At 43.9% G+C, this 25377-nt stretch carries 22 protein-coding genes; 3 read left to right on the forward strand and 19 right to left on the reverse strand.

Translation table 11 applies throughout. From position 1 onward, the window contains the following. Nucleotide 1: 1 nt before the first annotated feature. From AC6H3C_RS01445 to AC6H3C_RS01455, 3 genes are all read right to left on the reverse strand, one after another. Nucleotides 2–475 carry a hypothetical protein gene (locus tag AC6H3C_RS01445; protein WP_497518778.1) on the reverse strand — a complete coding sequence of 158 codons (474 nt, stop codon included), beginning with the start codon at nucleotides 473–475 and terminating at the stop codon, nucleotides 2–4. Nucleotides 476–596: 121 nt separating this feature from the next. Next, nucleotides 597–797: a winged helix-turn-helix domain-containing protein gene (locus AC6H3C_RS01450; RefSeq protein WP_497518780.1), complete on the reverse strand. Its 201-nt coding sequence runs from the start codon at nucleotides 795–797 to the stop codon at nucleotides 597–599. A 23-nt stretch (nucleotides 798–820) separates the two neighbouring features. After that, a complete protein-coding gene (locus tag AC6H3C_RS01455; protein WP_497518781.1) occupies nucleotides 821–1798 on the reverse strand; it encodes an efflux RND transporter permease subunit in 978 nt (325 codons plus the stop codon). A 132-nt stretch (nucleotides 1799–1930) separates the two neighbouring features. Here AC6H3C_RS01455 and AC6H3C_RS01460 point away from each other — a divergent pair, with 132 nt between their 5' ends. Together AC6H3C_RS01460 and AC6H3C_RS01465 are read left to right on the forward strand one after the other, a co-directional pair. Further along, the gene (locus tag AC6H3C_RS01460) at nucleotides 1931–2386 is read left to right on the forward strand and encodes a hypothetical protein (RefSeq protein ID WP_497518782.1); all 456 of its coding nucleotides are present in this window, start codon (nucleotides 1931–1933) and stop codon (nucleotides 2384–2386) included. Nucleotides 2387–2404: 18 nt separating this feature from the next. Beyond that, nucleotides 2405–3397, forward strand: a complete 993-nt coding sequence (locus AC6H3C_RS01465; RefSeq protein WP_497518783.1) for a transposase — start codon at nucleotides 2405–2407, stop codon at nucleotides 3395–3397. A 217-nt stretch (nucleotides 3398–3614) separates the two neighbouring features. Here AC6H3C_RS01465 and AC6H3C_RS01470 read toward each other — a convergent pair whose 3' ends face one another. Beyond that, on the reverse strand, nucleotides 3615–3821 hold the full coding sequence (locus AC6H3C_RS01470; protein ID WP_497518784.1) for a hypothetical protein: 207 nt from the start codon (nucleotides 3819–3821) through the stop codon (nucleotides 3615–3617). 147 nt (nucleotides 3822–3968) lie between these two features. Between AC6H3C_RS01470 and AC6H3C_RS01475 the strand changes: the two genes are divergently transcribed. Further along, a complete protein-coding gene (locus AC6H3C_RS01475; RefSeq protein WP_497518786.1) occupies nucleotides 3969–4904 on the forward strand; it encodes an IS982 family transposase in 936 nt (311 codons plus the stop codon). Here AC6H3C_RS01475 and AC6H3C_RS01480 read toward each other — a convergent pair. From AC6H3C_RS01480 to AC6H3C_RS01550, 15 genes are all read right to left on the reverse strand, one after another. Beyond that, the gene (locus AC6H3C_RS01480) at nucleotides 4893–5117 is read right to left on the reverse strand and encodes a transposase (protein ID WP_497521240.1); all 225 of its coding nucleotides are present in this window, start codon (nucleotides 5115–5117) and stop codon (nucleotides 4893–4895) included. The two genes, AC6H3C_RS01475 and AC6H3C_RS01480, sit on opposite strands and share 12 nt — an antisense overlap. A gap of 24 nt (nucleotides 5118–5141) precedes the next feature. Beyond that, nucleotides 5142–6242: an IS5 family transposase gene (locus tag AC6H3C_RS01485; protein WP_497518787.1), complete on the reverse strand. Its 1101-nt coding sequence runs from the start codon at nucleotides 6240–6242 to the stop codon at nucleotides 5142–5144. Between the two features lie 120 nt (nucleotides 6243–6362). Continuing rightward, nucleotides 6363–6929: a hypothetical protein gene (locus AC6H3C_RS01490; protein WP_497518788.1), complete on the reverse strand. Its 567-nt coding sequence runs from the start codon at nucleotides 6927–6929 to the stop codon at nucleotides 6363–6365. A 56-nt stretch (nucleotides 6930–6985) separates the two neighbouring features. After that, complete coding sequence (locus AC6H3C_RS01495; protein ID WP_497518789.1) at nucleotides 6986–7360, reverse strand: hypothetical protein; 375 nt, start codon at nucleotides 7358–7360, stop codon at nucleotides 6986–6988. A 51-nt stretch (nucleotides 7361–7411) separates the two neighbouring features. Further along, entirely contained in the window at nucleotides 7412–7834 is a 423-nt protein-coding gene (locus AC6H3C_RS01500; RefSeq protein ID WP_497518791.1) for a sulfatase-like hydrolase/transferase, read from the reverse strand. Nucleotides 7835–7890: 56 nt separating this feature from the next. Next, nucleotides 7891–9363 carry an arylsulfatase gene (locus tag AC6H3C_RS01505; RefSeq protein WP_497518793.1) on the reverse strand — a complete coding sequence of 491 codons (1473 nt, stop codon included), beginning with the start codon at nucleotides 9361–9363 and terminating at the stop codon, nucleotides 7891–7893. A 94-nt stretch (nucleotides 9364–9457) separates the two neighbouring features. After that, nucleotides 9458–10981: a beta-N-acetylhexosaminidase gene (locus AC6H3C_RS01510; RefSeq protein WP_497518794.1), complete on the reverse strand. Its 1524-nt coding sequence runs from the start codon at nucleotides 10979–10981 to the stop codon at nucleotides 9458–9460. 223 nt (nucleotides 10982–11204) lie between these two features. Next, on the reverse strand, nucleotides 11205–12827 hold the full coding sequence (locus AC6H3C_RS01515) for a sulfatase-like hydrolase/transferase (RefSeq protein ID WP_497518795.1): 1623 nt from the start codon (nucleotides 12825–12827) through the stop codon (nucleotides 11205–11207). Between the two features lie 79 nt (nucleotides 12828–12906). Next, nucleotides 12907–13776, reverse strand: a complete 870-nt coding sequence (locus tag AC6H3C_RS01520; RefSeq protein ID WP_497518797.1) for an alpha/beta hydrolase — start codon at nucleotides 13774–13776, stop codon at nucleotides 12907–12909. A gap of 86 nt (nucleotides 13777–13862) precedes the next feature. Then, on the reverse strand, nucleotides 13863–15623 hold the full coding sequence (locus AC6H3C_RS01525; RefSeq protein ID WP_497518798.1) for an arylsulfatase: 1761 nt from the start codon (nucleotides 15621–15623) through the stop codon (nucleotides 13863–13865). Nucleotides 15624–15899: 276 nt separating this feature from the next. Then, nucleotides 15900–17450 carry a cellulase family glycosylhydrolase gene (locus tag AC6H3C_RS01530; protein ID WP_497518799.1) on the reverse strand — a complete coding sequence of 517 codons (1551 nt, stop codon included), beginning with the start codon at nucleotides 17448–17450 and terminating at the stop codon, nucleotides 15900–15902. 6 nt (nucleotides 17451–17456) lie between these two features. Continuing rightward, nucleotides 17457–18929, reverse strand: coding sequence for a sulfatase family protein (locus AC6H3C_RS01535; protein ID WP_497518800.1), 1473 nt, complete (start codon nucleotides 18927–18929; stop codon nucleotides 17457–17459). A gap of 92 nt (nucleotides 18930–19021) precedes the next feature. Next, entirely contained in the window at nucleotides 19022–21748 is a 2727-nt protein-coding gene (locus AC6H3C_RS01540) for a PQQ-binding-like beta-propeller repeat protein (protein WP_497518802.1), read from the reverse strand. A gap of 56 nt (nucleotides 21749–21804) precedes the next feature. After that, nucleotides 21805–24516 (reverse strand): Ig-like domain-containing protein, encoded by a 2712-nt coding sequence (locus AC6H3C_RS01545; protein ID WP_497518803.1) that lies wholly within the window; start codon nucleotides 24514–24516, stop codon nucleotides 21805–21807. A 13-nt stretch (nucleotides 24517–24529) separates the two neighbouring features. Continuing rightward, on the reverse strand, nucleotides 24530–25357 hold the full coding sequence (locus tag AC6H3C_RS01550; protein WP_497518804.1) for a PKD domain-containing protein: 828 nt from the start codon (nucleotides 25355–25357) through the stop codon (nucleotides 24530–24532). Between the last annotated feature and the right edge of the window lie 20 nt (nucleotides 25358–25377).

A 25377-nucleotide genomic window follows, 5' to 3' on the forward strand; every position in this document is an offset into this window, starting at 1 on the left:
TTCATTGCCGTTTGGACGATAAACCGGCTGATTGTTCGCTGATCGTTCGCTCTTCAACGAAGGAACCGTCCGCGTTTTCGATTTTCACATGGACAGAAGAAACAGCAAAATCGTCGGTTGCAGTGATCAGGATACGACTGCCTGTTGCGCCGCTGTAGTTTTCCATTTTAACTGCTTCTATCTGAGGAGCATTAAAATAATCGGCGATGGCTACATTAAAGGCTGAACGGCCTCCGGTGGCCTTTGCTGCATAGAGGGCTTTTGTAGCCGGATCAGAAATGGCTGATTTGCCATAGATGATCGCGCGCTGAAACTTGCGCTGAACGGCTTTCCGGGCTTCGCTGGGCTCTTCTTCGGAGCTTACCGGCATCCGGGATACGAAGATCTTGTCGTCGGATCTGCGGCGACGAAATACAAAATTGCCTACCCGTTCGCTAAGGCCCTCGGTGGCAATGTTCTTTTTTGATTGTGCCATAAGTTAATTGATTTTGTCCCCTGGAAGGGACGGTTAATAACCTAATTTAGTCTTCAAATTGTTCGTTATAACTAACAGAGAGCGCTCCATGAAAGGCTTTTATGATAGATGAATATGCCTGTTAATTCAATAATACAATTCTCCAGGCATCATTTTCATCAGCCAATAGAAAGATCCTCCGGTCGCATGCCAGCCAGCCGACCGCCATATACAATTCCTTTTCGGAAATCGTTGTGTAGACCTTTAAATCCTGCACGGTCATAATTCCGATTTCATCCGGAATACGGGAAACGATGTGTGCGTTGTGTCTGATTTTTTCCATGTTTGTTCTTTTAATTGTTACAGTTAGGCTATTTTAGGGTGTGTGTTGAAAAGATGTGTAACGAGCCAGGTTTTGGCGTCTTCGGCAAGCAGGTAAACTACCGGCACAACAATAAGCGTCAGGAGCATCGAACTGGTCATTCCGCCAATCAAAACCCAGCCCAGGCCGCTTTTCCACTCACTGCCTGCGCCGTGTGACAGGGCAATGGGCAACATGCCCGCAACTGTTGATACAGCGGTCATCAGGATGGGGCGTAAACGGAGTTGAACAGCGGTCACCAGGGCTTCGGTGATTCCCTTTCCCTCTTTTCTCAGCGAATTTGTAAAATCGACGACCAGGATCGCATTTTTCGCGACCAGTCCCACCAAGATAATGATCCCGAGCATACTGAAAATGCTTAACGACTGCTGCGACAAAGCCAGCGCATACAGCGCCCCGATAATGGAAAGCGGAATGGAAAACAGCACCACAAAGGGATGCAGGTAACTTTCGTACAGCGCCACCATAATCAGGTAGACCAGTACAATGGCTATTAAAAGCGCTACCCCGAGGCTGCCAAAAGCGTCGTCCTGGTATTTCAGGTCGCCGTAGGGCAACCAGGTTAGACCTTCCGGGAACCTGGTATTGCCGAGCAAGGCAAAAAAATCGTTGCCGATGTCGCCCGCGACCCTTCCTATAACCTGCGATTCGAGGGTAATGGATGAAATGCGCCCGAAACGTTCCAGCTTTGAGGCGCCACTTTCTTCGCTGATGCCGGCAAATTGTTTCAGTTTAACGGTTTGCCCGGAGTTGTTCAGAAACGTGAGGTTTTCCACATCGCTGACCGATTGGCGGTTAAAGGCATCGAGACGGATGTTGATGTCGTATTCATAGTCGCCGGAGCGGAACTTGCTGTCGGTATTCCCGCTGAACGAAGTTTGAATGGTTGCGCCAACCACTTCGGGTGACAAGCCCAGCCTACATAGTGTCTCTAAGAAAACCTGCAATAATTTATAGATCAACAATATAGTATTGATATCTTTTTTGAATCTTTTGGGTTAATTGTTTTGATAAGTTGATTATAGTGCAGATATTCAGGGTATTATTACATGAGGATAGGATATTTTGACCACTTGACAAAAAAAGATTGAACCATGAGAAAAAGATTCGAACAACAATTGGGGTTAGGGCAATTGCCAATCGAAGCTACTTATATTAATCCCAAAAGCAAGAATGCTTTAGATCAACTTTTAGCAGCGTTGAAGGCGATCTATTGCAACAAGAAATACAACGAAGAGATATTCAGTATTTTGGAAGATCATATCAATTCCGGGAAGAAAAATACGGGAAGGACAGGAATGGACCTATGGAGTATTTTTGTTTTGGCCCAGGTTCGCTTGTGTTTGAATTTAAGTTATGATGTGTTGCACGATCAGGCAAACAACCACCACAATATGCGGTGTTTGATGGGCGTAGAAAAGGGCTTTGGTTTTGAACGTATCGAGTTTGAATACCAGAATATTTATGACAATGTCGCCCTGCTTAGCGATGAAATGGTTTGGGAATTAAACAAGGTAATCCTGGATTTTGGGCATGGAGAGGTGTTTTAAAAAAAAGAACATACAGCATTGCGCTTAAAATCAGATAGTTTTGTTGTTGAAAGCAATGTTCATTTCCCCACAGACTACAACCTGTTGTGGGACTGTGCCCGAAAATGCATCGGCACCGTTTCAAGGATAATGAACAAACATAAGGATATTGGAGGTTGGCGCAAGATCGGCAATTGGCGTACAGAGTTGAAAAAGTTGATGCGCAATTTGGGCCATGCCAACCGTTCAGGAGGCAAAAACAAGAAAGAAAAAGTAGTTGCCGCGGCCGAAGAATACCTCAATAAATCAAGGTTATTGCTCAAAAAACTAAACGAAGAAAAGTCCGGTTTCCCGCTAACGGACATGGGCGATCTGGTATTGATCATTACGTTGGAGCACTACATGGAACTTCTTGAAAAGCATATTGACCTGGTCGACAGGCGTATATTAAAAGGCGAAACCATTCCGCATGAAGAAAAGATGTTTTCGGTATTTGAAACCTACACCGAGTGGATTACAAAAGGGAAGATGAACCCCAGTGTTGAACTGGGCAAAAAACTGAACATCACCACCGACCAGTGGGGGCTGATCGTGGATTACCAAATAATGGAACAACAACAAGACCGGGACATTGTTATCGAAATGGCCGACAGGATTTTAACAGAACATAAAGTCGCATCGTGGAGCTTCGACAAAGGCTACTGGTTAAAAGAAAACAAGGAAACCCTTCAGTTGGAAGTTGACCAGGTTATCATCCCCAAACTTGGGAAGCGCAACAAAAAAGAGAAAAAGGAAGAACGCAGCAGGTCATTTAAAAAACTGAAAAACAAGCACAGCGCGATCGAATCAAACATCAACGAATTGGAACACCGGGGGCTCGACCGTTGTCCCGACCGGAGTTATGCGCATTTTAAAAAGTACATCGGGTTGGGCGTGTGCGCCTACAACCTCAAGAAAATTGGGAAACAAATCCTGAAGTTGGAGCGTGAAGCGCTTGAAGCGCCCACCAAGCAGATTAGGAAAGCTGCTTAGTAAAATCGGTTCAAGGAAAAAACATGAAAATTAAACATGAAAGGGAGAATTATGCCTGGAAACTAAAAAATTACACCGAAAACCCAATTTTCGGTGGCGAAAATTACGGCAACCAATTAATAGGCTAAAAAATTTAGTGGTAGTAACCGAAAAAACAAGCCGATTACATATAATTATGTACACCTTTCGAAAAAAACGGGTAGTTTTCTTAAAGACACTATTTAGGGTCTGCTGATTTTCTATTCATAACGAGAACTGGATGTTGGGATAGGCGAAACATCTTTGCCCGGATAATTTTGACCTGACCCATTTGAAGATGTTGGTTTTCGCCATTTTTAACAAAAGCACAAAAAAACCTGGCCATTTCCCGGCCACTTGCAATAATTTGGTCAGGTTCATTACAAAAAGTATCGCGTTGATCCACGATTCGGACGTTTCGGGTAACCTTGCCATAATATTAACGTGAGTTTTGGATATAAACAGCTATTAGTTAATAACTTATGATAGTTCAATAGAGATTGTATTTAAAAAAATGGGAGCTTTTAAGTGCAAAACATAAAACAAAGCTCCCATGACAGAAAATTTGGAACTAAAATTAATTGAAATTTTTTGTTGTGCCGATGATTTCTGCCAACAATTTGAGAAAGAAATAGAGCATAAATTAATACCCGTGGTATTGCAAAACAAAAAATCCAAAGTCCCCTGCGGGTTATCAATGAGTGAGATGATGGCCGTTGGAATGTTTTACCATTTACAGGGGAGCAAATGTTTCAAATATTATTACAGGTACTTTGTAGAGGTACACCTGAAAGGCTATTTTCCAGGCTTGCCTTCCTACAACCGTTTTGTCCAACTCAAACCCAGGATGCTGCTATACCTTTTTTGTTTTTTGCTGGCCTGCAGGATGGGGGCAGTTACCGGAACTTATTACATTGATTCGGCCAAACTGGTGGTTTGCCATAACCTGCGGATACATTCGCACAAGGTTTTTAAAGGGCTGGCCAAAAGGGGGAAGACCTCGACAGGTTGGTTTTTTGGCTTGAAACTGCATTTGGCCATCAACCAGTTTGGGGAGATTGTTTCCTTCATTATAACCCCCGGAAATGTGGCGGACAACAACCTTGAATTGGGCGTCAAGCTATGTAAAGGTCTGTGCGGAAAGCTTTTCGGGGACAAAGGCTACATTAGTGAAAAGCTCCGGGAAGCATTGGCAAGACAAGGGCTCCTGTTGATTACAAAAACCAAAAAGAACATGAAAAATAAGTTAATGTTTTTCGAAGACAAGAGGTGGCTGCAAAGCCGGGGGGTGATCGAATCGGTCATCGATCTGCTAAAGCATATCTGTGATATAGAGCATTCAAGACACAGAAGCCCGGTAAATGCGATGGTCAATGTCCTGGCAGGCCTTGCTGCATACTCGTTCCTTGACCATAAACCATCGGTTAAAAATAAGAATATAAGGTTCCGGGAGTATTTATTCCTGAACTGTTTACCATTAGTCGCTTAACCCAAAACTCACGTTAATATTATTGAGCCCATATCCCCGTTTGCCTTGTCCAAATTTCCCTTCAACATGGTTTCGTTTTGCTGCTTCCTTTCTGTCCCGGTATCTTTGGGCAGGGGTTTGCGGGCTTTGTTTGGGTGGCCTGCCCAACGGTTTGCCGTACATTTTTATCCCTTTTTCTTTGAGGTATTTGCGATTTTCCCTTGTCAGGAAAATCTGGTCCCCAAGGAATACCCTGGGTTAATAGCACCCGTAGGTTTGTTTAAAGTTCTCCACCTGCATCTTTACGTCCCCGCTTTCATTGTAGGCATCCCAGCTTAACCGGTCGACCCGGCAAAAGCCGTTTACTTCACTGATGTTTATCTTCGCCCCGAATTCGGTTTTGTTTTTGTCCTTTCCCCGGACAATCGGACGGACATGGGGCTGAAAAAGGTTCACGATGCGGTTATCGCATTGATGGGTGTTGTTGTCATACATGGCTTTTTGCTGGTCGTAAACTTTCCGGATCGTGGACAACAATCTCTTGTCCCGCCTTCCAAGCAGCCCTGCCCGCCCGGGTTTGGACAAAAGCCTGTCAACAGCTTTAAGGTCACGTGCAACATACTGGAGTTGGGCCTTGATGCCCCGCCGCCGCTCTTTGTTGGTTTTATGTTTCTTCCTGGCAACGGCAAGATAATGTTTGCGCGCGATCCTCCGGTAATCCCTTGGTTTGGTACCATCTGACGATGGAAGATAGAGCAGGTCAGTGATGCGTTCCAGGTTCCCGCGCGCAGCATTCAAAAGTTTCAGGTCAGTGGGATAGGTGATCTCCTGGTCGGCAACGGTGGCATCGACTTTTAAGGTGCCCCGGTTATTGGGCTTTACCGTGCCTTCTTCTCCCTGATCCCCCTTTTCCTGGTTCTCTTTTTGTTTGATGCGGGATTGGTGCGGCTTGATCTGTTCTGACTTTTCTATAACCAGTTTATTGAACGCATCAAATTCATCGCCTCCCAACCTTTTGCGGATGTCCACAAAAAGGCTGGGGTCGAAGACCGGGGTTGTGGTAAAAGATTTTAAACCACAAAAATACTGGAGATAAATGTTTTCCTGTATCATCTGGATGGTGCCCCTGTCGTCAAGTCCCAGTTTGTGCTTGATAACCAGGGAGGCGATCACCGTTCTTATGTCAACGCTTTTACGACCTGCATCCGGGTCCAGCTTCCTGCAATAAACCGATGCAAGCGAATCCCAGGGCATCAGCGATGCTAATTTTACCCATCGGTTTTCCTTGTCCAACTCTTGTTCAAAGGGATGCCTGAACAACCCTAAACTTAATTGGTTTTGTGGCGTATATCTAATCATAACTGCAAGGCTTTTGACCCCAATTTACCCAAAATCATGCATTTTTAAGCATCACAAACCGATAACTTACTAACACAAATTTGTTGATTATAAACAGTTTAACCTGGTACTTTTGGAAAATCAGCAGACCCCACATACACCTTTAAATTTCAGCCGTTCTCCGTTCAGCCAAAATCCACTGTCTGGCCGAAACTCCGGCTTCCGGAATCCAACCTTCTGGTCATCGCTGTCAACGGCTCTCCCTTGTCGTATAACGGTAGTCCGCAATGTGTAAAGATAGGGATGATCCGGGCTCCAGAGCATGGGGTGATCCAGTTTTCCTGCCAGTTTTACCGTTCCGTCATCTCCCAGCTCTCCTGATACCTTTGATGCCGGACGTCCTTTTTGATCGAAGAGTTCCACCTGTACGACAGCTCTCCTGTCATTGCCGTCAATAGTCACCTCAACCTGGTATTCAGCCTTCTCCGCACCTACTGCCGGTGTTGTAAAATAAATCCCGTTATTTTCAATGTGAAGGCTGTTCTGAACCTTCAGCCACACATGCCGGTATATGCCTGATCCCGTATACCACCTGCCGCTCAATGGTCTGGAATGATCAACCCTGACCGCCAGCACATTCGTTCCCTTTTTCAAATGTCCCGTCAAATCATACTCAAAACCAATATACCCGTTTGGACGGTGCCCCAAATGATATCCATTAATCCAAACATCACTGTTCAGGTAGATGCCCTCAAAACAGACCTTTACAGTTTTTCCCGGTACCAGCCTATCCCCGCCGGAAGAAATCCTGTTTGCCAGTCTGTACCGTTATCGGGGCTGTATTCCCCTTCAATACTCCAGTCGTGCGGGAGATCTGTAAATCTCCAGTTATCCGAATTATATTCAGGCAATTCGGCACCGTTCAGGTCACCCAAATGAAAACGCCAGTCAAAATCGATATTCCACAATGATGTCCGGTCAGCCTGCTGCTTCAGCAGTTCCGGGTGTTCCGATCCTATCGGGTAACCATCAACCTGATTCCCATAGCTTACCTCAACCGGGTCATCAGGATCGGTTCCAACTACTTCCTGGTTTTCCACGAACAGGCAGAGGACACGATCTCCGGTGGCAGGGATCAAAAAGCTGTAATCAAAGCCTATCTCTCCTGGCCCGGGTTTGATCTCCCGGTTTCAGTCCACCTTACCCCGGCCAAGTCCCAGGTGCCATTTGCCAATTACCCCGGTAGTATAACCGGCCTGCTTCAGCATCGAAGGTAAAGTCCCCGTCTCCGGATCAATGATCAGGGGGGCATCACCAAGTAATACTGCCGCCTGGTTACGGAAGGCATAGCTCCCGGTCAGCAGCGAAAACAGGGAGGGGATACAAGTGGCTGAGGGACTATGGGCGTCGGTAAAATTGACCCCGTTCCGGGCCAGGCGGTCAACATTCGGCGCGCTTACCCCTTTGGCCCCGTTGATACCGATATCCCCGTAACCCAGGTCATCCACATAAATGATCACAATATTCGGGTTACTCTGCGGTATTTCTTTTTTTGCCGGTGTGCAGGCGGCAGCAACTGCCAGACAGGTTGTCGTTAAGACCAGGTATTTCATGATAGTCTTGTATCGGTTTATTGCTGAAATATTAAGCCTCCTCAAAAAACAATGTCTTATTTAAAATCTGTTGTCCATTGGAAAGTAAAAACGTCCGATGGCGTTCTCGCTCCCACCATCAGCTTTAAAAGTTCTTCCACAAGCTCCGGGTGCTCCCCGGCTACGTTGTGTTTTTCTCCAAGGTCAGTATTCAGATCATATAACTCCGTAGTGGTTTTTGACGGATCAGATATTTTATAACGGACCAGTTTCCAGTTTCCCTTCATGACTGCCTGCCTCCCTCCCTGTTCATGAAACTCCCAGTACAGGTAATTATGTTCTTTTTGTTCATCTTCTCCCAATAAAGTCGGAAGAAAAGAAATCCCGTCAATATTTTCTGGGGTTTCAATCCCGGCCAGTTCGGCCAATGTAGGCATCACATCCCAAAAGGCAGAGAGATGATGCGTGGTAGAGCCGGCCTTTATCTTTCCCGGCCAAAAGGCGATCATCGGCTCACGAATTCCGCCTTCATACAAATCACGTTTATATCCTTTCAGTGGACCATTGCTGTCAAAATAATCAGGATCGGCACCTCCCTCCAGGTGCGGACCATTATCAGAACTAAAAATGACAAGTGTATTGTTTTCCAATCCCAGCTCTTCCAGTTTATCCAGAATTTCGCCTACCTGTTGATCCAGCAAGGTGACCATGGCCGCAAAGGCTGCATGCGATTCCGGTTGGGTACCGTAAGCTCCTTCCCGGAACCTCTTGTCCCCAGGCTCTGCTCCTTTATAGCTTTTCTCAGGAAGGAATTTTCCACGAAATGCCTCCATATTTTTCTCCGGCAGCAGCAATTCAGCATGCGGAATGGTGGTTGGATAATACAAAAAGAAAGGCTGGTCTTTATGCTTCTCCATAAACTGCAGAGCCCTCCGGTGGATCAGCTCCGGCGCATATTCCCCGAATTGGTCTGCACTGTTCCCTTCCAGGATCACCTGCTGCTGGTTGTCCCACAAATGCCCTGGATAATAATTATGCGCCATTCGCTGACAATTGTAACCGTAAAACTCATCAAAACCCTGCATGTTGGCATCACCTTCCGACCCCGGATAGCCAAGGCCCCATTTCCCAAACCCGCCGGTGACATAACCGGCCTTTTTTAGCATTTCAGCCATGGTAAATGTACTGTCAGGCATGGGCCACTGTCCTTCCGGCTGCACTTCTTTATTTCCTCGGATTGGCGTATGGCCGGTGGTTTGCCCGGTCATCAACGAGGAACGGGACGGCGCACAAACCGCACATCCGGCATAATGCCGGGTGAAAAACATCCCCTCCCTGGCCAGCCGGTCGATATTGGGCGTTTGGAAATGTTTTTGCCCGTAACAACTCAAGTCGCCATACCCCAGATCGTCTGCCAGAATATAAACAATGTTGGGCTTTCGTATATCTTTGGGGGCAGAGGCTTCCTTTTGACTTCCTCCCCCGGTGCATGACTCCAAAATCATAGCTATGGCCATGGACGGAATGATCAGTTGATTTAGTTTCATCATTTTTATTTATTCTTGATTAATATACATTATCACAGTATTAACAAAAACAAACCGGCATGAGGCGCTATTTGTATCGTCTCCGGTGAGTTCACCTTTACTTTTCTGCAAAGCCTGGTCCAAATTGATATCCTTTTGTTTCAAACCAATCCTTCTTCGATTTCACGATAGAATAAAAATCTTCAAACGACTTATACGCACCTTTGTGCCACATTTGCTCAGACAACGCAAGAATTCGGGGAAATAATCTTTGATCGATCATCGATTCTATGACATGGTAATCAGTCCAAAGCGCACAACTCATCCCTAAAACCAAGGGCTTATCACTGTGATCTTTAGACGGATTGTTCTCATAAGCAGTTTTAATATCGAAAGTTCTATTGGCGGCATATCCGGCCCATGGGCTTACCGGGAAATTCAGGTAGGTGTATTGGTTTGTGCCGCAAATAACCTGGTAATTTTGCCTGATGGCTAATTTCAGTTCCATATCTTTATGACTTCTGTAGTTCCACCAGTGAATAACCACGTTATCGGGTAGTGGATATCCGTCGCTGAGAAGGACATCACCCCAAAAGATAGCTTTCTTATTCTTAGTTTTCAGATAACTTACCATTTCTGACGAAAAGTATCGCTGCAAATCGTTGCTGCCCGTCAGTCCTAATGCTTTAATTTTGTTCTGACATTCCCCACAAATATCCCAGTTATCCTTCGGGGCTTCATCACCTCCCAGGTGAATGTAAGGGGAAGGAAATAACTGACAGACTTCATCTAAAATATCTTTTAAAAAATGTATAACTGATTCTTTTCCAGCACAAAAAATAACAGGGCTGAATGACATTTGTGGATCCGGTGCAAGCCCGAAGCAACTGAATTCCGGATAAGCAATTAATGCAGCCTCTGAATGTCCTGGCATATCTATTTCCGGAACAACCATAATGTGTCGTTCAGCTGCATAACGAATAATTTCTTTTACCTCTTCCTGTGAGTAAAAGCCTTTTTGCTCAGGACCTTCTCCAATATTTGACCCGACAGAGACCAGTTTCGGAAATTTTTTAATTTCAAGCCGCCATCCCATCCCATCTGTAAGATGCCAATGAAATACATTCATTTTCAACATGGCCATCATGTCCAGGTATTTTTTTATTGTTGATGGTTTTTGATATTGACGACCGGAATCCAGCATGAATTCTCTCCACTTCATTTTTGGTGCATCCTTTATTTGGGTACAAATAATTCTATATATCCCTGAATCTTCTTCTATTAACTGTCTCAATGTTTGTATTGCATGTAAATAACCACTGTCATCTGAAGCTTTAATGCTGATAAAGGCAGGTTCAATGATAAGTTCATATGCTTCGCTTTCGATATCATCATTTTTTTCGAAATAAATTTGAGCTTTTGACCGCGATGAATGCCTCAGCATAATATTTATGTCTGATAATAGATAATTACCAAATAAATTTAGACATGGAACATCTTCAATAGTTGCATTTGTGATTAATGAATCCCCAAGCAAAAAATAACCAGACTTTTTAATCATTGAGAATGGGCTGGGAATTATATTTTGGGCGTTCAAGGATGCCGAAATAATAACATATAATATCAGATAGGTTAATTTCATCTTTGTTGCTAATTTTGGGGTTCAGCTCGTTGACCTAATTTCGAAAAGTGATGTTTTTTATAGCTGAACAAAATATTTTATAAGTCACCACTCTGACTTTTCAAAGTAGACTCATTCTTTTAATTTAAAATCACCATCAGGGTGCTTCCTGATTAAATACAGGGTATTTGCGGATTACCTCGATTGCATCGTCATAGGTACGTTCCCCTTTGTTTTTTATTTATTAATTATCCGCATTAAATACCGAAACCTCACTGTTCTTATACCCTGCACGAACAGCCACCGCCGTGACAGTATCACCTTTTTTGATCCGAATCGGTCTGGTATATAAAAACCAGTGATTCATGTTATAGCCTTGACTGTTAACCTGGTAAGCAAAAGAAGCCCCTTTGGTTGTCGATTTCAAAATCAACCCCTCGGTTGTTTCTGTGAATCCCGGGCGGTTTACAACTGGTTGTATCCCGTTAGGCCAAAAGCGTTCACGACACTCCTTTTCCGGTAGTTTCCACAGCGTATTACAAGAGTTATCCCATCTTTTATATGCTTTTTTCAAACGGGCAACCTCTTTTAAATAAGCAGGGTTATCAATTAAATTATTGATTTCATGTGGGTCTTCTTCTACATCATAAAACTCTTCACTGACGCGCGGGGACTTGAACCATTGCTCCTGTACCTCATTTAAACTGTCACGCTCATGCAGTTCCAACATCCTTCGCATCATCGGCATCTGCAAACGAAAAGCGACCGGCATATAATTTGATTTTTCAGGCATGTAATTACGTATGTACCTGAATTTAGAATCTCTCACGTATCCTACCTTGTCTATTTGTTCATCCATTCTGTCCCTTGCGCCAAATACATATTTGCGGGGCTGTGTCTGATATTTTCCCAGGAAAGCCCGCCCCTGCATGTAATCAGGTGGTTTGATCCCCGCTATCGAAAGAATAGTAGCAGGAATGTCAATGAAAGAACATAAACGGGTATCAATATCTCCCTTTCGGTATCCATCAGGGAACCAAACCATAAATGGCACCAAAGTACCACTTTCATAAACAGCCCTTTTCTGCCGCGGCATAGGGCCTCCGTTATCGGAATAGAAAATAATGATGGTATTATCCAACAAACCAGCGTCTTTCACTTCATTGATCAGTTTTTGCACCTGATTGTCCATTTCATAGATATTGCTATACAACACAGCCATATCATGACGGACTACAGGATCATCAGGATAGTATGGAGGTAATGGTACTTTATCCTGATCAACTACCAAGGGCTTCGAATTCCGTATCCAAATTTGTGATTCGTGGGTAACCTCAAGATTGAATATGGAAAAAAACGGTTTGCCGGATGGACGGTGTCTCCAATGTGCATTGTTCCCATTTTCGTCCCAGGCAGTTAATGGCGGAGCGAACTGGTAGTCTGTTTTGTTGTTATTGGTGCAGTAGTACCCGGCGGCACGCAGATATTCAGTATAGGATTTAATACCATCGGGTAAAACGACTTCGTACAAACTTATATCAGATGGAATGGCCTCATAATCAGAATTAGGAGAATAATTCCGCATATTATTTGCCCCAATTGAAGTTGGGTACATTCCCGTAATCAATGCTGCACGGCTTGGGGCACATACCCCAACAGGAGTATACATCCGGGTGAACCGGATTCCTTCAGAAGCCAGCCGGTCAATATTGGGGGTCTTTGCTACCGGATCACCATAACATCCCAGATAGGGACTGATGTCTTCGCATACTACACATAAAATATTCGGTTTATTTTGAGAAAAGGCTGACTGTGCTATGGTAACTGAAAGCCCCAATAATGCCATTGATCTTATAAATTTGCTCATTTTCGTTTGATATACCTTAAAATTTAAAACAAAATCAATTCACGAATCCAATAACCCGGATTTTAAAACGGTAGTATGTTCACTTACTGGCTACGCGGATGAACCCGAGTGAAACAAGAAATTTATCTGTCTCATTGAGCGTTTCATCATAATATTTATTGCCTGCTTTGCTATCCTTGTTAAAATTAAAAAATCCATGGCTCTGGTCTTCATACAACATCAAGTCGCAACGACTTCCTGTCCTTTCCATAATCTTCTTGTAATATTGAACGGTTTCAACAGGGATCAAATGGTCATTTGTACCTAAGAATATAATTGTCGGCGGAGTACCTTTCCCGATATTGTGAATAGGAGAGAAATCCTTATATTTTTCTCCTATCCTTTCAAAACCGTATCCCCCTGGTCCATTATCAATAACGGGGTTAAAAAGCGCCAGTGCATTGGGGATACAACTTACCGACAAATCATCGTTTTCATCATTATAATTTTTTATCAATGCAGTAGCCGCGGCCAGGTGTCCTCCGGCAGACCCTCCGGAGGCAACAACTCGTGAAGCATCTATTTTTAATTTGCCGGCATTTTTTCTAACATAACGAATAGCTGATTTTGCATCGGAAAATGCATCAAAAGGACTAGTATGGTGTCTGTCTGCAACACGATAATCGGCCACTATGGTAACCATACCCCTCGAAGCAAAGTATTCTGCATGTGGTTTAAACTGATTGACAGTTCCACTTTTCCATCCTCCTCCAAAAAAGAAAATAATTGCTGGATAAGATGTCTCGTTGTCAATGATTTTCGGATATTTTACATATATTTTAAGTCCGGTTGTATCTATCCTTTTATAAACAAAAGCTTGAAAACCGTCAAGTATTTGTCCGAGACAAAAAATCGGCAAAAAACAAATTAGAGAGATTATCAATAGTTCTTTTCTTGTCTGTATCTTCATCTTTTACAATAAAAAATTCGTTATTAATATTCTTCTGAAACGATGGATTTGAATAAATTATCCTATGGATTTCGGCTTTATGAACATTATTTGATTTTTTTCAGCATGAGCAGTCTGAAATCCATTACTTGTGAACCTGGGATATCCAATGCTTTCAGAGTTAATATCCCTTCTCCCTTCTTCAAGTGGATTGTTCCCACTTTTAGTGGTTTGGAGTCTTTAACATAAGATTCTATTCGTTTTACCCGATCGTTTTCCATGCCTGCCAACGGGGGATCATGCGGTTCATTGATCTTCCCGATTAATCTTGCCTTACCGGAACTTAGCTCGAATGTTGAACCTATATCTTTCGCTGGACAGGTATAATACAGTTCCACTTCAAAATCACCATCCTCCAAAACTTCAGCTTCCCAGGTAATCTTGTCCTCCATGCTGGTCCAGTTGGTAAAAAACGAATCGTTAGGATAACGGTTTGAACGGGTTATATTTCCATGAGCTATACCATCGCGTGCAGGGAGTTGTGTGAATGGATAACCGGGTTGACCGATGGGAAAAGTGCGAGTATCCTTTTCAGGTAATTCGCACAAGACCTCCTTTTCCCATTTCTCTTTCGCCCAACCAAGCTTCCTGGTAATTTCAGGTTGTTCCGCGGAAATGTCTGTCGTCTGTCCCGGGTCATTTTCCATATCATATAGTTTGTCGTCAGCATCCAGCCTGTAGTTTTGATTCCTGACACTCAACTTTTTATCCCAGTAACTAAATATCATCCGGTCTTTCCATTTCGGATTTTCCTGCAAAAGTAATGGTCTTAAGCTGATCCCGTCAAGAGGCTTCTCCGCTTTAAAACTTATCCCCGCCAAATCAGTTAAAGTAGGTAACAGGTCAATAGCCCCGGCAATTTCCTCCACCATTTGCCCGGCTTTCAATTTACCTTTCCATTTCATAAACATCGGCGATCTTACCCCGCCTTCGTCAGTGGAAGCTTTTATACCTTTCATGCCGCCATTCCAGCGCCAACTGTTCGGACCATTGTCAGAAAGATAGATAATAATGGTGTTTTCCGAAAGCCCCAGTTCTTCAATTTTAGTTATTATCCGCCCTACATTCCAATCGATGTTCTCGCACATAGCCAGCGCTGCACGGGTAAAAGGGAGGCTTTCTTTTCCGGTGCTGCCAAGTAATTTCAATTCCTTATTTTCGAACTTTTTCCACCAGAAATCGGGAACCTGCATAGGGGAATGCGGCGTATTGAAGGGCAGGTAAAGGAAAAAGGGCTTATCCTTATTCTTTTCCATGAACCGCATGCCGTGTTCAGTAAAGTCATTGACAGTAAATCCATTACCCTGTACAATTTCACCATTATGTTCCAACATCGGGCTAAAGTAATTTCCCCAATGGCCTGAACAAAAACCGTAAAAATCGTCAAACCCACGGGCATTCGGGTGATAGGGAGGTTGCGCGCCATTGTGCCATTTCCCGTAAGCCGCAGTTGCGTAATCGGCCTTTCTGAACATTTCGGCAATGGTTGTCTCGTCAATGTCAAGCCGTTCCCCGCCCGCCGATGTTGAATAAACCCCTCCCCTGACATGATACCTGCCGGTAAGTAATTCAGCCCGAGTGGGAGAACAAACAGGGCTAACATAAAACCGATTGAATGTGACTCCTGTTTCGGCCAGTCGGTCGATGTTGGGCGTTTCAATGTTGGTATTTCCGGTGATGCTCAAATCACCCCAGCCCTGGTCATCGCTCAAGATCAACACAATATTAGGGGAAATATTCGTTTTGCTTTTTGAACCGGACAGCAAGGTGACTGATATGAGCCCAAATAAAACAGTTTGTTGTAACATAGCAGTTTGTTTATATCTCTTAAAAAAGCATTTCAATTTACGATTTTTAGATATTACTACCAATTTTATCAGCTTTAATCAAGCAAAAATAATGCGAGTAAGAAGATGGTTGTGTTTTTCATAACACAATAAATATCAATATCGAACCAGCCAAACCTGGTCAAACCGCGTACTTTCGTTTGCAGGGGAATTCTCTGATTGTAAACGAACCGTTACACTTCCAGAACTGACCATGATATTCGAAATAGATGTGCGTTATCATGAAATTCGCAGCGATTAAATGGTCATCTCTTCTATTTTAATATCCATGATGGTTACATTGGCCCCCTGCCCCCCGCCCATGTTGATGGTCATCATGGCAGAACTATCGAAGGTTCGCATATCGAAAACAAAATTATAAACCGTGAAGGTATCGGCAAGCGTAACCACACCATCAATACTGTAGGGCGTATAAGGAGAAGTATTTATTCGAATGACCGCGTTTACATTACGAACATCGCTGGCTTTGGCCTTGAAAGAAAAATGATATTTTTTCCCGGCATCAAGTGTGATGTTTTGCTTTCTTATCTGTACATGCCAACCTAATGTACCTCCATTGTTAATACTGATATTCAAAGCGGTGTCGGATCTTGTTAACTGCGCCGATGCCCCGCCATTGGTTAGTAAATTCCAACCATCGTTACCTGACCCAAAATTGGAAGTATATAAGGGTATGCCAACATAGGGGGTCGGTTCGGGCATCCCGTTAAGCCGTAGGGCGTCAACCAGGTATTGGTTATACTTTTCAGACGAAGGGTCTAAAGAGCCGAAACCGGAAACATTGAACTGCCAGTAAGCCCAGCTCCAACCCAACGTGTTGAAATAAGATGCGAGGAAACTGGCCCATTTTTTACGCGAAACGGCGTCAGCGTTGATCGTGGTACCAAACTCACCTATATGCACTGGAATATGCTGCTGCTCTTCCAACGCTTTTAGCGGAGCAAAATCCCGCCGAATCATTTCGCGTTCGGGTTCGGTATCCCACCATTGGGTACCCAGCCAGGCACCGTCAGGATCTCCAGCCCAACTCTCTCCCTGATGGGTAAACTGGAACGGTTTGTAATAATGGGGGGTCAGGATGATATTTTTATCGTCCGGAAGTTCAAGGGAATGAAGGTTCCCGATTCCATATCTGGTGTCGATCAGTACCGTGCGGCGTGGATTGTCTTCCCTGATTTTGGCCAGCGCGTCAGCAGCATAAACATTCCACTTTGCAGCCGTTAGGTTTCCCCTGGGTTCGTTTAAAATTTCAAACAACAAGCTATCAGGATAATCTTTGAAAAACTCTGAAATCTGCTTCCATTGTGCCAGAAAACGATCTCTTTGACCATCCGGGTCATCCATCAATGCATTATGGTTGTGCATGTTAATGATCGCATACAGTCCGTTGTCCAGGGCCAGGTCCACTACCTGCTTTATGAAGCCCAGAAAGGCGGTATCTATGGTATAAGGCGGCGTGGACATGCTACGGTCTTCCCGTTCCCAACGGATGGGAATACGTACGTGTTTGAAACCCAAACCGGCAATGATCCTGGCATATTCCGGGTTCCACTTAGTTTCCTGCCAGACTGTTGTTATCCCGGGAGGTCCTTCAAACAAGTGTCCATAATTGATCCCACGCCCCAGCTTTGTGTTAATTGCAAAAGCACTTTTAAAATTACTTTGTGAGGATACCCGTTTTATTAGGGGGGCTGTTTGCTCATTCAATTCACTTTCTTTTTTGCAGGAATACCCGATTAAAATAACCAGGCATGTTATCCATAAAATGTTTATTTTACCTTTTTTCATTTCTTCTTATTTAATTTGTTTAATTAAAATAAAACCGTCATTCGTCTTTTCTATCCATTGCTTCAAAGCAGGCTTTAATTCTTTTACCGCTTTATGTTCCGGATTGTAAATATTATCCAGTTCAAAAGGATCCGCTTTGAGGTCAAACAGAACGTACCCGCCGCGGTCTTTTTTGTTTACATAAGCGAACTTGTAATCTTTGGTACGTATTCCCCTGAAACCGCTGTTAATTTTGCCATAATTAATAGCCCCTAAAATAAATTGCTCTGATGGACGGGGGCCTGTGCCGTTAAGATAATAAGAGGCATAACTCCTGCCATCCAGGTCATCAGTTACCTGGTTTTTTAAACCCATTAAATCAAGCAGCGTGGGGTAAATATCCGGAATGCTGCCTAAGAAGGCATCGTCTATACGTGGTTTAATATGCCCTTTCCATTTTACAATAAAAGGGATTCTGAGCGATTCTTCATAGATATTGTTTTTTGTTATTTCATCATGCTTCCCTAAGCAATTGCCATGTTCGGACATGATCACAACTATGGTATTATCTTCTAAACCCTGCGCTTTTAAGCTTTCTAAAATCCTGCCGATCTGCTCGTCAACACCGGTTATACCGGCATAATAATAACGTATTCGTTTCCGGTATTCATCGCCATACGGCGTTCCTGCCGGCGGGATATTCGGATCTTTAACCAGCGAATCCAGGGGTATATCTTTATACAGGTTATAATATTTCTCAGGAACCAGTTCATAAGGTTGATGCGGCGGGTTCATAGAAACGACCAAAGAAAAAGGCGCATCGGCATGACGGACATTTCCTTCATTTTTCAGAAAGGAAATGGCTTTATCGGCTTCGTGCTCCGGGCTCCACTGGTTCATGTAGTGAAACTCATCTCTCGATGCATTATTGTCCCAGTACAGGGGTTTATTGTGTTTATCATACGTCCCATAAGCACACCAGTAATCGAAACCGTGCCTCCTGTCGGGCGAAGTCCATTCGTTCCAGAACACCCCCCCGTTATTATTGGAAGATGGGACATAAGGTTTATAAGGCGAATCTAAATGCCATTTCCCTATATACCCGTTTGAATAACCGTTGGATTTTAAAATATCAGACCAGCACACGGCGTTTTTGGGAAGTTGAATACCAAAGGGGGCAGATGCAGAATTAACGTTGGTGAATACATGGCTTTTTATTGGGTATTTGCCTGTCATGAGCATTGCCCGGGCAGGCGAGCATACCGGGTAATTACTTATCATTTGGCGCAGTATCAGGCTTTCTTTTGCAAACTGATCCAAATATGGTGTTTTAACGGGTTCCTTATTTTCAAACCCAACGGCCTGTCCACGCCATTGATCGGCTAGTATGATCAGCACATTAGGCCGTGCGACATTCTTTTGTGCCTTTAAGTTAAGGGATACTGCACTATTTAAAATTACAACAGCCGCGATGAACCAATTAATAGTTGTTCTTTCCATTTTGAACAGAATTTAGTTTTTATTTTTTTATCCATATTTGCGAACATTCTCTCCATATCACCGTTTATGCCTTATCCGGCTGCTGTCAAAGATTACTGATGTTCAATATCAATAACCCTGAAAATCCCGGCAGGTACTTTAACCTTAATTTTCTGATCTTTAATTATTATTTTTTCTTTGCTCAGAATATCAACGCTTCCTGTTCCTTTCAGATGCTGCAGTACAATTTCGGCATCCCTGTCTGCTGGATCCGTATAACCCGGGTCAATAAGGGTAACACGGACATGGGTAGGATCAAGCCGTACCACGCTCCAGGCCACATCCCCTTTTACCAGCACCGGTAAGCGGGAGGCAGACTGCTGAAGCTTCTGAAGCATCGTTTGCTTATAATTTTCAGGCCCCTGTTTTTTCCCTTCTGAATCATAGAAAAACTCGCCATCGGTAGTTATTTTTTCCTTTAACCAGGGAAAAGCATTCACATCAATATCATCCGGAACGATGCTCACCATTCCATAAGGGTTCCCGGGCAGAAAATTAAGCATACGACGGTCGCGGCCATAACCGTAAGATGAAAAATCGTACTCCTGAACGGGACTTCCCCCCCAATATGCATCCAACCTGTCAAATACCATGGGCCGGTTAACCCTAGGGTTCAAATTATACCGGTGCCCGTTCGTTCCGGATCGGACATAATTTTCTGAAGGGGGGCTTTTCATACCCAGGCAGATGTCAGAAACAGACAGAAGTTCCCCTCTTTTTGGAATGGCGACAACCCCCTTATCAATCAGTTCATAAAATGGCAGCAGTTGGGCACTTAGCTCAGCTTTATTTGGCTGAACGATATCGATAAAAAAAATACCGGCCCCATGCGATGCGCCCATCACCAGTTCCCGTATATGGTGGGATAAAACCTGCTGGGACGACCATTCCCACATCCTGTCAAAAGCGGCATTATCCGTTACGGAACGGACGGCCCACTGATCAAAAAAGCCGGCCTGCCATAAACCTACCCTGCCGGCAAGGCTCAGCTCCTGTGTCCGGCTATTGGTTTCTTCAAGGGCGGGTACAAAAACATTTTTGAATTTGGGATTGAGCAATACCCCTCTTAGAAAATCAAGATAACAGGTGCCGGTCCAGAAAATATTTTTATTGAAGAAAATGATCTTCTTCCCTGCCTTCGCGCATTGTTCGGCGAGTGGCAGCATGATCTTTTCAACCATTTCCTGCATATCAGGATCAACTGACTCCATTTCCGTGAAAACAAACCCCAGAAAATGCTTCGGCGCCACCTGAATGATCTTCTCCATAGTAGCCGGACGCATATACACCGCTTTCCCATGATTCGCCCATATCGTAAAATCCTTGCCGTCTGCCTCTTTTTTCCGGACCGCATTGATGATTTCATCTGCGGACATATTGTAAGACATCCTTTTGTCAATATCACGGCACCAGAGTTCCGACCGGTTCCCGTACTGCTCACTTAACTTTCTAAGTTGATCCGCAAAATTCAAATGATCATAATCCAACCCCTGTGGTTTAGGGCTCAGCACGCTGATATAACCAGGCATACGCTGGTAAGCCGGCCTTTCAAACTTTGAAACCTGATCTTTAAGCCCGGCTATATTCTTTTCGATCTGCGCAAGTTTTCCATAAGACCGGAGTTCTTCAAATTCCTTTTTCCAGTTTTTACTGCCCAGGTTAAGCGCGTAAATACCATCTCCGCCGGATGAGCTGCTGCCCACAAAATAGGTATTGCTCTGAGGATCAAACGCCCCGCCGGTATAATCGTATTTGGTTTTTAAAACAGACTGAAATTTCCCATCGTTGCCATAAATAATCAGGTAGTTGGCAAAGAGCCCAAAGATATATTCGGAGCTCTTATCCGTTGGATTAATCCTGGTCAGCAAATTCATCCGGTACGGCGCCACCGGCACTTTACTATCCGAAGACTCCAGTATCAGCTTTCCTGAATGATCGAAACCATATAGTTTACCATGATCGCCCCAGGTTCCGCTCAATATGATATCCTCTTTGCCATCCTGGTTTACATCCGCCATGGACATACTAAAAAAACGTTTGCCGGAATTAGGCCTGTAATCCCCCAGATCTGTTTTACGCCATAGTATTTTCAGGCTTGCCGGATCTAACAGCATCAGCGACAGCTTTCCACTGAGTCCGCCTGACGTGGTCGCAATGGCAACGGATTCATGGCCATTGCCTAAAATGTTCCCTTTCCGGATATGCCGCACCACATCTCCCGCATCAAGATCAGTGATATGCCTGCCCTGATCTGATAAAACATGAACAGTGCCTTCTACCCCTCCGGTTAAGATGACCCATTTACCTGAACCCGTTTTTACCGGGCATACCTGGTAAAGCGGCGCCTTACTGTTAAAAGTCCAGAGGTGCTTACCTTCAGCATCCATGACATCTAATGTGCCTCCGGCCGTAACAACCAGCACCTCGTCCCGGCCATCATTATCAATATCTCCTGCTGCCAGGTCGAAAGGAAAAAAATTATTGATCTTATTCTCCCAGACAAGCTCACCGTTTATCAAATGGCACATGATTGTACCGTCGAAGGCAACGGAAACGATCGCCCTGTTTCCGCCCTTAATGGTGGCAGGCTGCAGGTGGTAAACAGTATGCCCGCCGGTAGAAATAACATTCAGGGCCGGGACATCCTTTGACTGGGAAACCGCCGGCATAGGCATTATTCCTAAAACAAAAAGGACAATAAGGAGCACCTTACCGCCTGAAACAGGCCTGGCAGCGTTTTTTATACATTTTGGCGTTAAATGATAACGTATTATGTTCATTTTAAATGGCTTATCTTTTTAGCGGTTGTTTAAAACTGGAATACTCTTTATCTATTTTAATCAGTTATCATCTTAAAAATATGTATATCCTGTGAAGTAGTAAGCCTTAGAAAATAATACTTTTCAGGAGAGAAAGATGAAACCTTAAATTCAACAGTATAGGTCTGGCCGGCTTCCGCTTTACCATCATATAATCTTTTTAATCTGACACCCTGATAGGTATACAGATCAAGTGTCACCTTCTGCTCGTAAACCGGAATTGTAAATTCGGCTGCTGCCTGCGTGTTAAATGGATTTGGATAAGCCCTTAAGCTTACCGTACCTACGGCATCCCCCATCAAACCTGAAGAAGTATCGCAGGCCCCTAATTCATCACCATGGTTCAGGTGGTCGGCCACATCATCCGGGCTGATACAAAGCGAATTTCCCGGGCCACTTTTGCTATGTGTTGTATGACATACCGATACTTTATCGTTTTTATTTCCACAACGAACATCTATCACAGTTATAGTTACCCCTGCAGTATCTGAACATCCAAACTCATTGCTTACCGTTACAGTGAAACGATATACACCCGCCGTTGTGGGCCCAAATACAGGATTGGCCAGTGTGGCGTCGCTTAAACCTACAGCTGGAGACCAGGAATAAGTAACGGTGCCGGAAAGGGCATTTTCATCGCTTGCGGTTAAGGTTAATACCTGGGCGCCATAGCCCAATGCAATGGTACGGTCATCTAATTTCGTTAATGTATTATCAGAACGACTGACCCTGATCAACGGACTTGGGAGCGAATGTACTGTGGCTGTTACTGCCGTTCTGGGGCTACCGCAACCACCAATATTGCTTTGCACATAATAGACTGTTGTTGAGGTTAATTCAGATGTTGTAAAGCTGCTACCTGTAAATAATAGCGTGCCTCCATTCTGGGCATCATACCACTCATAATTGATGTCGGCAGCAGGATTATTAACTATTAGTGTTGCTTTTCCCCCCGAACAAATACTTACACTGCTTGCCTCAGGGGCAACCGGTCTTGTACCCGAATGAATGGAATCCATCATCATATCTCCAAAACCAGAAAGTTGTGAGAAGTCTGGAGGAGTGCGCCATGTGGTATATATGAGCCCTTTGGATTGTGTATACCCGGATAAAAGTTTTATCCAGCTGGCTGTTCCGGTAAGCGACCTTGTATCGTAATAACCCGCACCTATTAACTTGTTGAACCCGTTATCAATAAAATGGTCCATAGAGTTTTTCAGAAAAGTATATTTCGTTGACCCTATGTCGCCCGGATTACCCCATGGAACGATGGTCATCTCCTTCGGTATGTAATTCCAAGAACCTGTAAGGTCTCCGACTACTTTAAAATAATGATTTTTAGCATTCCAGTTTGGATCAAACATATCTGCCCACGTAAGGACTTCCACTAAAGGGTCAATTGTTTTAAGTGAATCGTAAAGGCGTGTAGTACAATCCCCCAGTATCTGTGCAGTTGATTTTCCACTGTTTTTACATTCCAGGCAGGACCCGGCTATGCGGATCTCATCGATATAGAGAAATACCTTTTTGAAATTATATAAGGCATATATCTCCCGCATCATGTTTGAAAAGTATGGGTAAATGCCCTCATGGGTCATGCACATAGCTTTCTGCCCATTAAAGTCGGCCATTCTATAACAGGAAAGGACTACCTGCTGATTGTTAAGTATTCCGGATCCTGGCGGAATTGCTATAGACGGAAGTACATGCTTATTCGCAATGTATTCAAAGTCGACACCCTCCGTATAGGTTATGCTTCCGTCAAGACTTTTTACAGATAAAGGAGTCCCTGTTCTGCGGACAATGTTGGACAGGGATGCTAATTCTGTAATCTCAATATCGTCAATCCAAAACCGGCCGCTTCCGCTGCCAGACCATGTCCCGATGTAAAACCTGATGTCGGGCGTGTCTGAAGTAGAAAATTCAAATGAGTATTGGGTCCAGGGAGTGTTTGGTTCATTAGATCGAACACTAAAATCCTGTATCCTATTCATATAATTTTTCCCATATATTTGGGCAGTAACCTGTCCAGGGAAGTTATTCTTTTTAAGCATGAATTTGAAACGATAATGCCGGTTTGGCTGCAAGCCAATATTCTGGCTTAGGCGAACCGTTCCGTTATTCGCCGCGAAATTTTCAAACCGGATAGAGGCATTGCCCTGGTTTTTTTCAACGTTATCCGCAAAAGTGCATACCCCCGGTTTATCGTTAAACTGATACTGGCTAAATTTATGACCGGTATAATTTTCAAGCCCTCCGTTCAGGACATAGTTGCCGGCAGGCGTTACAGGCCTTAGAGAACCTGTTTCGGCAACAAGGGTGATCCTGTCAGGGTCGGCTTCGGCAAAATTCCGGTTATATACAACTCCGCCACTATTTATTCGAAAAACTTCCGGGATGACATCCAGCCCTATATCCTGGCAATATGAAACGTAAGACTGAAAATTGTTTTTGGTCGTTTGGTCCCACGACATGAAAAAAAAGTGCATGGGTACAACTACGCCATTAAATCCATGCTGTGCGGCTGTTTCTGCTAATTTTTTGGCAGCCGTTAAACCCGGGGTAGTCGCTGCCCAGTAAGCGTTACCCACTGCATACAGGTTACGATACCAGCGATTGGAAAGGGTGCTGTCAGGACAGGTATAGCCGCTCTGATTTTGCGCATTTACAGTAGCGGCGGCTAAGCAGACCCACAACATTAATACTGTTTTTTGAGTAAACTTTTTCACGATAATATCTTTATCATTTAACAACAACTGAAGCAGAAAAAACCGATTTATCAGCCTCACCGGTGATACCAATGGTTGTCAGGGTTACATTGTAAGTACCTGCTGCAGTATAGGTATGACTTGGTGACTTTTCGGTTGAAGCAGAACTGTTATCGCCAAAATCCCAGGAGTAACCCACCCCATAAACAGATGTATTGGTGAATTTTATTTGCTTTGAATCGGATCCGCTGACAGCTGATGTAAAATTCGCTGTCGGTTTCATTATTTTAGTGTCAATCACAATAATAGTGGTTGCAAGCGCCTTATTAACTTCACGTTCGGTACTTGATATCCCAACACCCAGAGCATATTTCTTATCCGGAGAGTTACTTTTGAGAAAATTCAGATCAACCACCAAATCAAATTTTGCCAACTCTTCGCCGTCTTTCATTTCAACTGTAGAAACCAACGAATACTTATCAGTTGGCAAAAGAATAGTTTCGGACGGTAAAGCATCAGAAATGGTGAGCAACTTTGATATGGTATCGGTGTTCACTGCAATATTGACTGTAAAACTTCCTTTATTATCAATACCTGCACGGTAAACCCCCAATAGTACATTAAATTTTCCTGCCTGTACATCCACCTTAAAGCGTTCGGGAAAACCAGGTGTTGGAGAACTTCCCCTGGCCTCAGGTACAGCATTAATCATGAAATTATTGTAAAGGGCTGCCGGCATGTATATTTTTTGATCCGGATATTCAGCGTCGGCAAACTCCCGATATTCGCACGACCAAAATGATAATATTATCAATCCCAGAGCGACAAATAAGCTTGTTCTGTTTTTTATTAGTTTTTTCATAAATTCTTATTTTTAAATTG

This window comes from Gaoshiqia sp. US2 (genome assembly GCF_059705485.1).

Coding starts and splice junctions, on each gene's coding strand:
- AC6H3C_RS01485 (WP_497518787.1), bottom strand. CDS start 6,242: ATGATTAGATATACGCCACAAAACCAATTAAGTTTAGGGTTGTTCAGG.
- AC6H3C_RS01505 (WP_497518793.1), bottom strand. CDS start 9,363: ATGATGAAACTAAATCAACTGATCATTCCGTCCATGGCCATAGCTATG.
- AC6H3C_RS01540 (WP_497518802.1), bottom strand. CDS start 21,748: ATGAACATAATACGTTATCATTTAACGCCAAAATGTATAAAAAACGCT.
- AC6H3C_RS01550 (WP_497518804.1), bottom strand. CDS start 25,357: ATGAAAAAACTAATAAAAAACAGAACAAGCTTATTTGTCGCTCTGGGA.
- AC6H3C_RS01530 (WP_497518799.1), bottom strand. CDS start 17,450: ATGAAAAAAGGTAAAATAAACATTTTATGGATAACATGCCTGGTTATT.
- AC6H3C_RS01525 (WP_497518798.1), bottom strand. CDS start 15,623: ATGTTACAACAAACTGTTTTATTTGGGCTCATATCAGTCACCTTGCTG.
- AC6H3C_RS01450 (WP_497518780.1), bottom strand. CDS start 797: ATGGAAAAAATCAGACACAACGCACACATCGTTTCCCGTATTCCGGAT.
- AC6H3C_RS01475 (WP_497518786.1), top strand. CDS start 3,969: ATGACAGAAAATTTGGAACTAAAATTAATTGAAATTTTTTGTTGTGCC.
- AC6H3C_RS01500 (WP_497518791.1), bottom strand. CDS start 7,834: ATGAAATACCTGGTCTTAACGACAACCTGTCTGGCAGTTGCTGCCGCC.
- AC6H3C_RS01515 (WP_497518795.1), bottom strand. CDS start 12,827: ATGAGCAAATTTATAAGATCAATGGCATTATTGGGGCTTTCAGTTACC.
- AC6H3C_RS01510 (WP_497518794.1), bottom strand. CDS start 10,981: ATGAAATTAACCTATCTGATATTATATGTTATTATTTCGGCATCCTTG.
- AC6H3C_RS01445 (WP_497518778.1), bottom strand. CDS start 475: ATGGCACAATCAAAAAAGAACATTGCCACCGAGGGCCTTAGCGAACGG.
- AC6H3C_RS01460 (WP_497518782.1), top strand. CDS start 1,931: ATGAGAAAAAGATTCGAACAACAATTGGGGTTAGGGCAATTGCCAATC.
- AC6H3C_RS01520 (WP_497518797.1), bottom strand. CDS start 13,776: ATGAAGATACAGACAAGAAAAGAACTATTGATAATCTCTCTAATTTGT.
- AC6H3C_RS01535 (WP_497518800.1), bottom strand. CDS start 18,929: ATGGAAAGAACAACTATTAATTGGTTCATCGCGGCTGTTGTAATTTTA.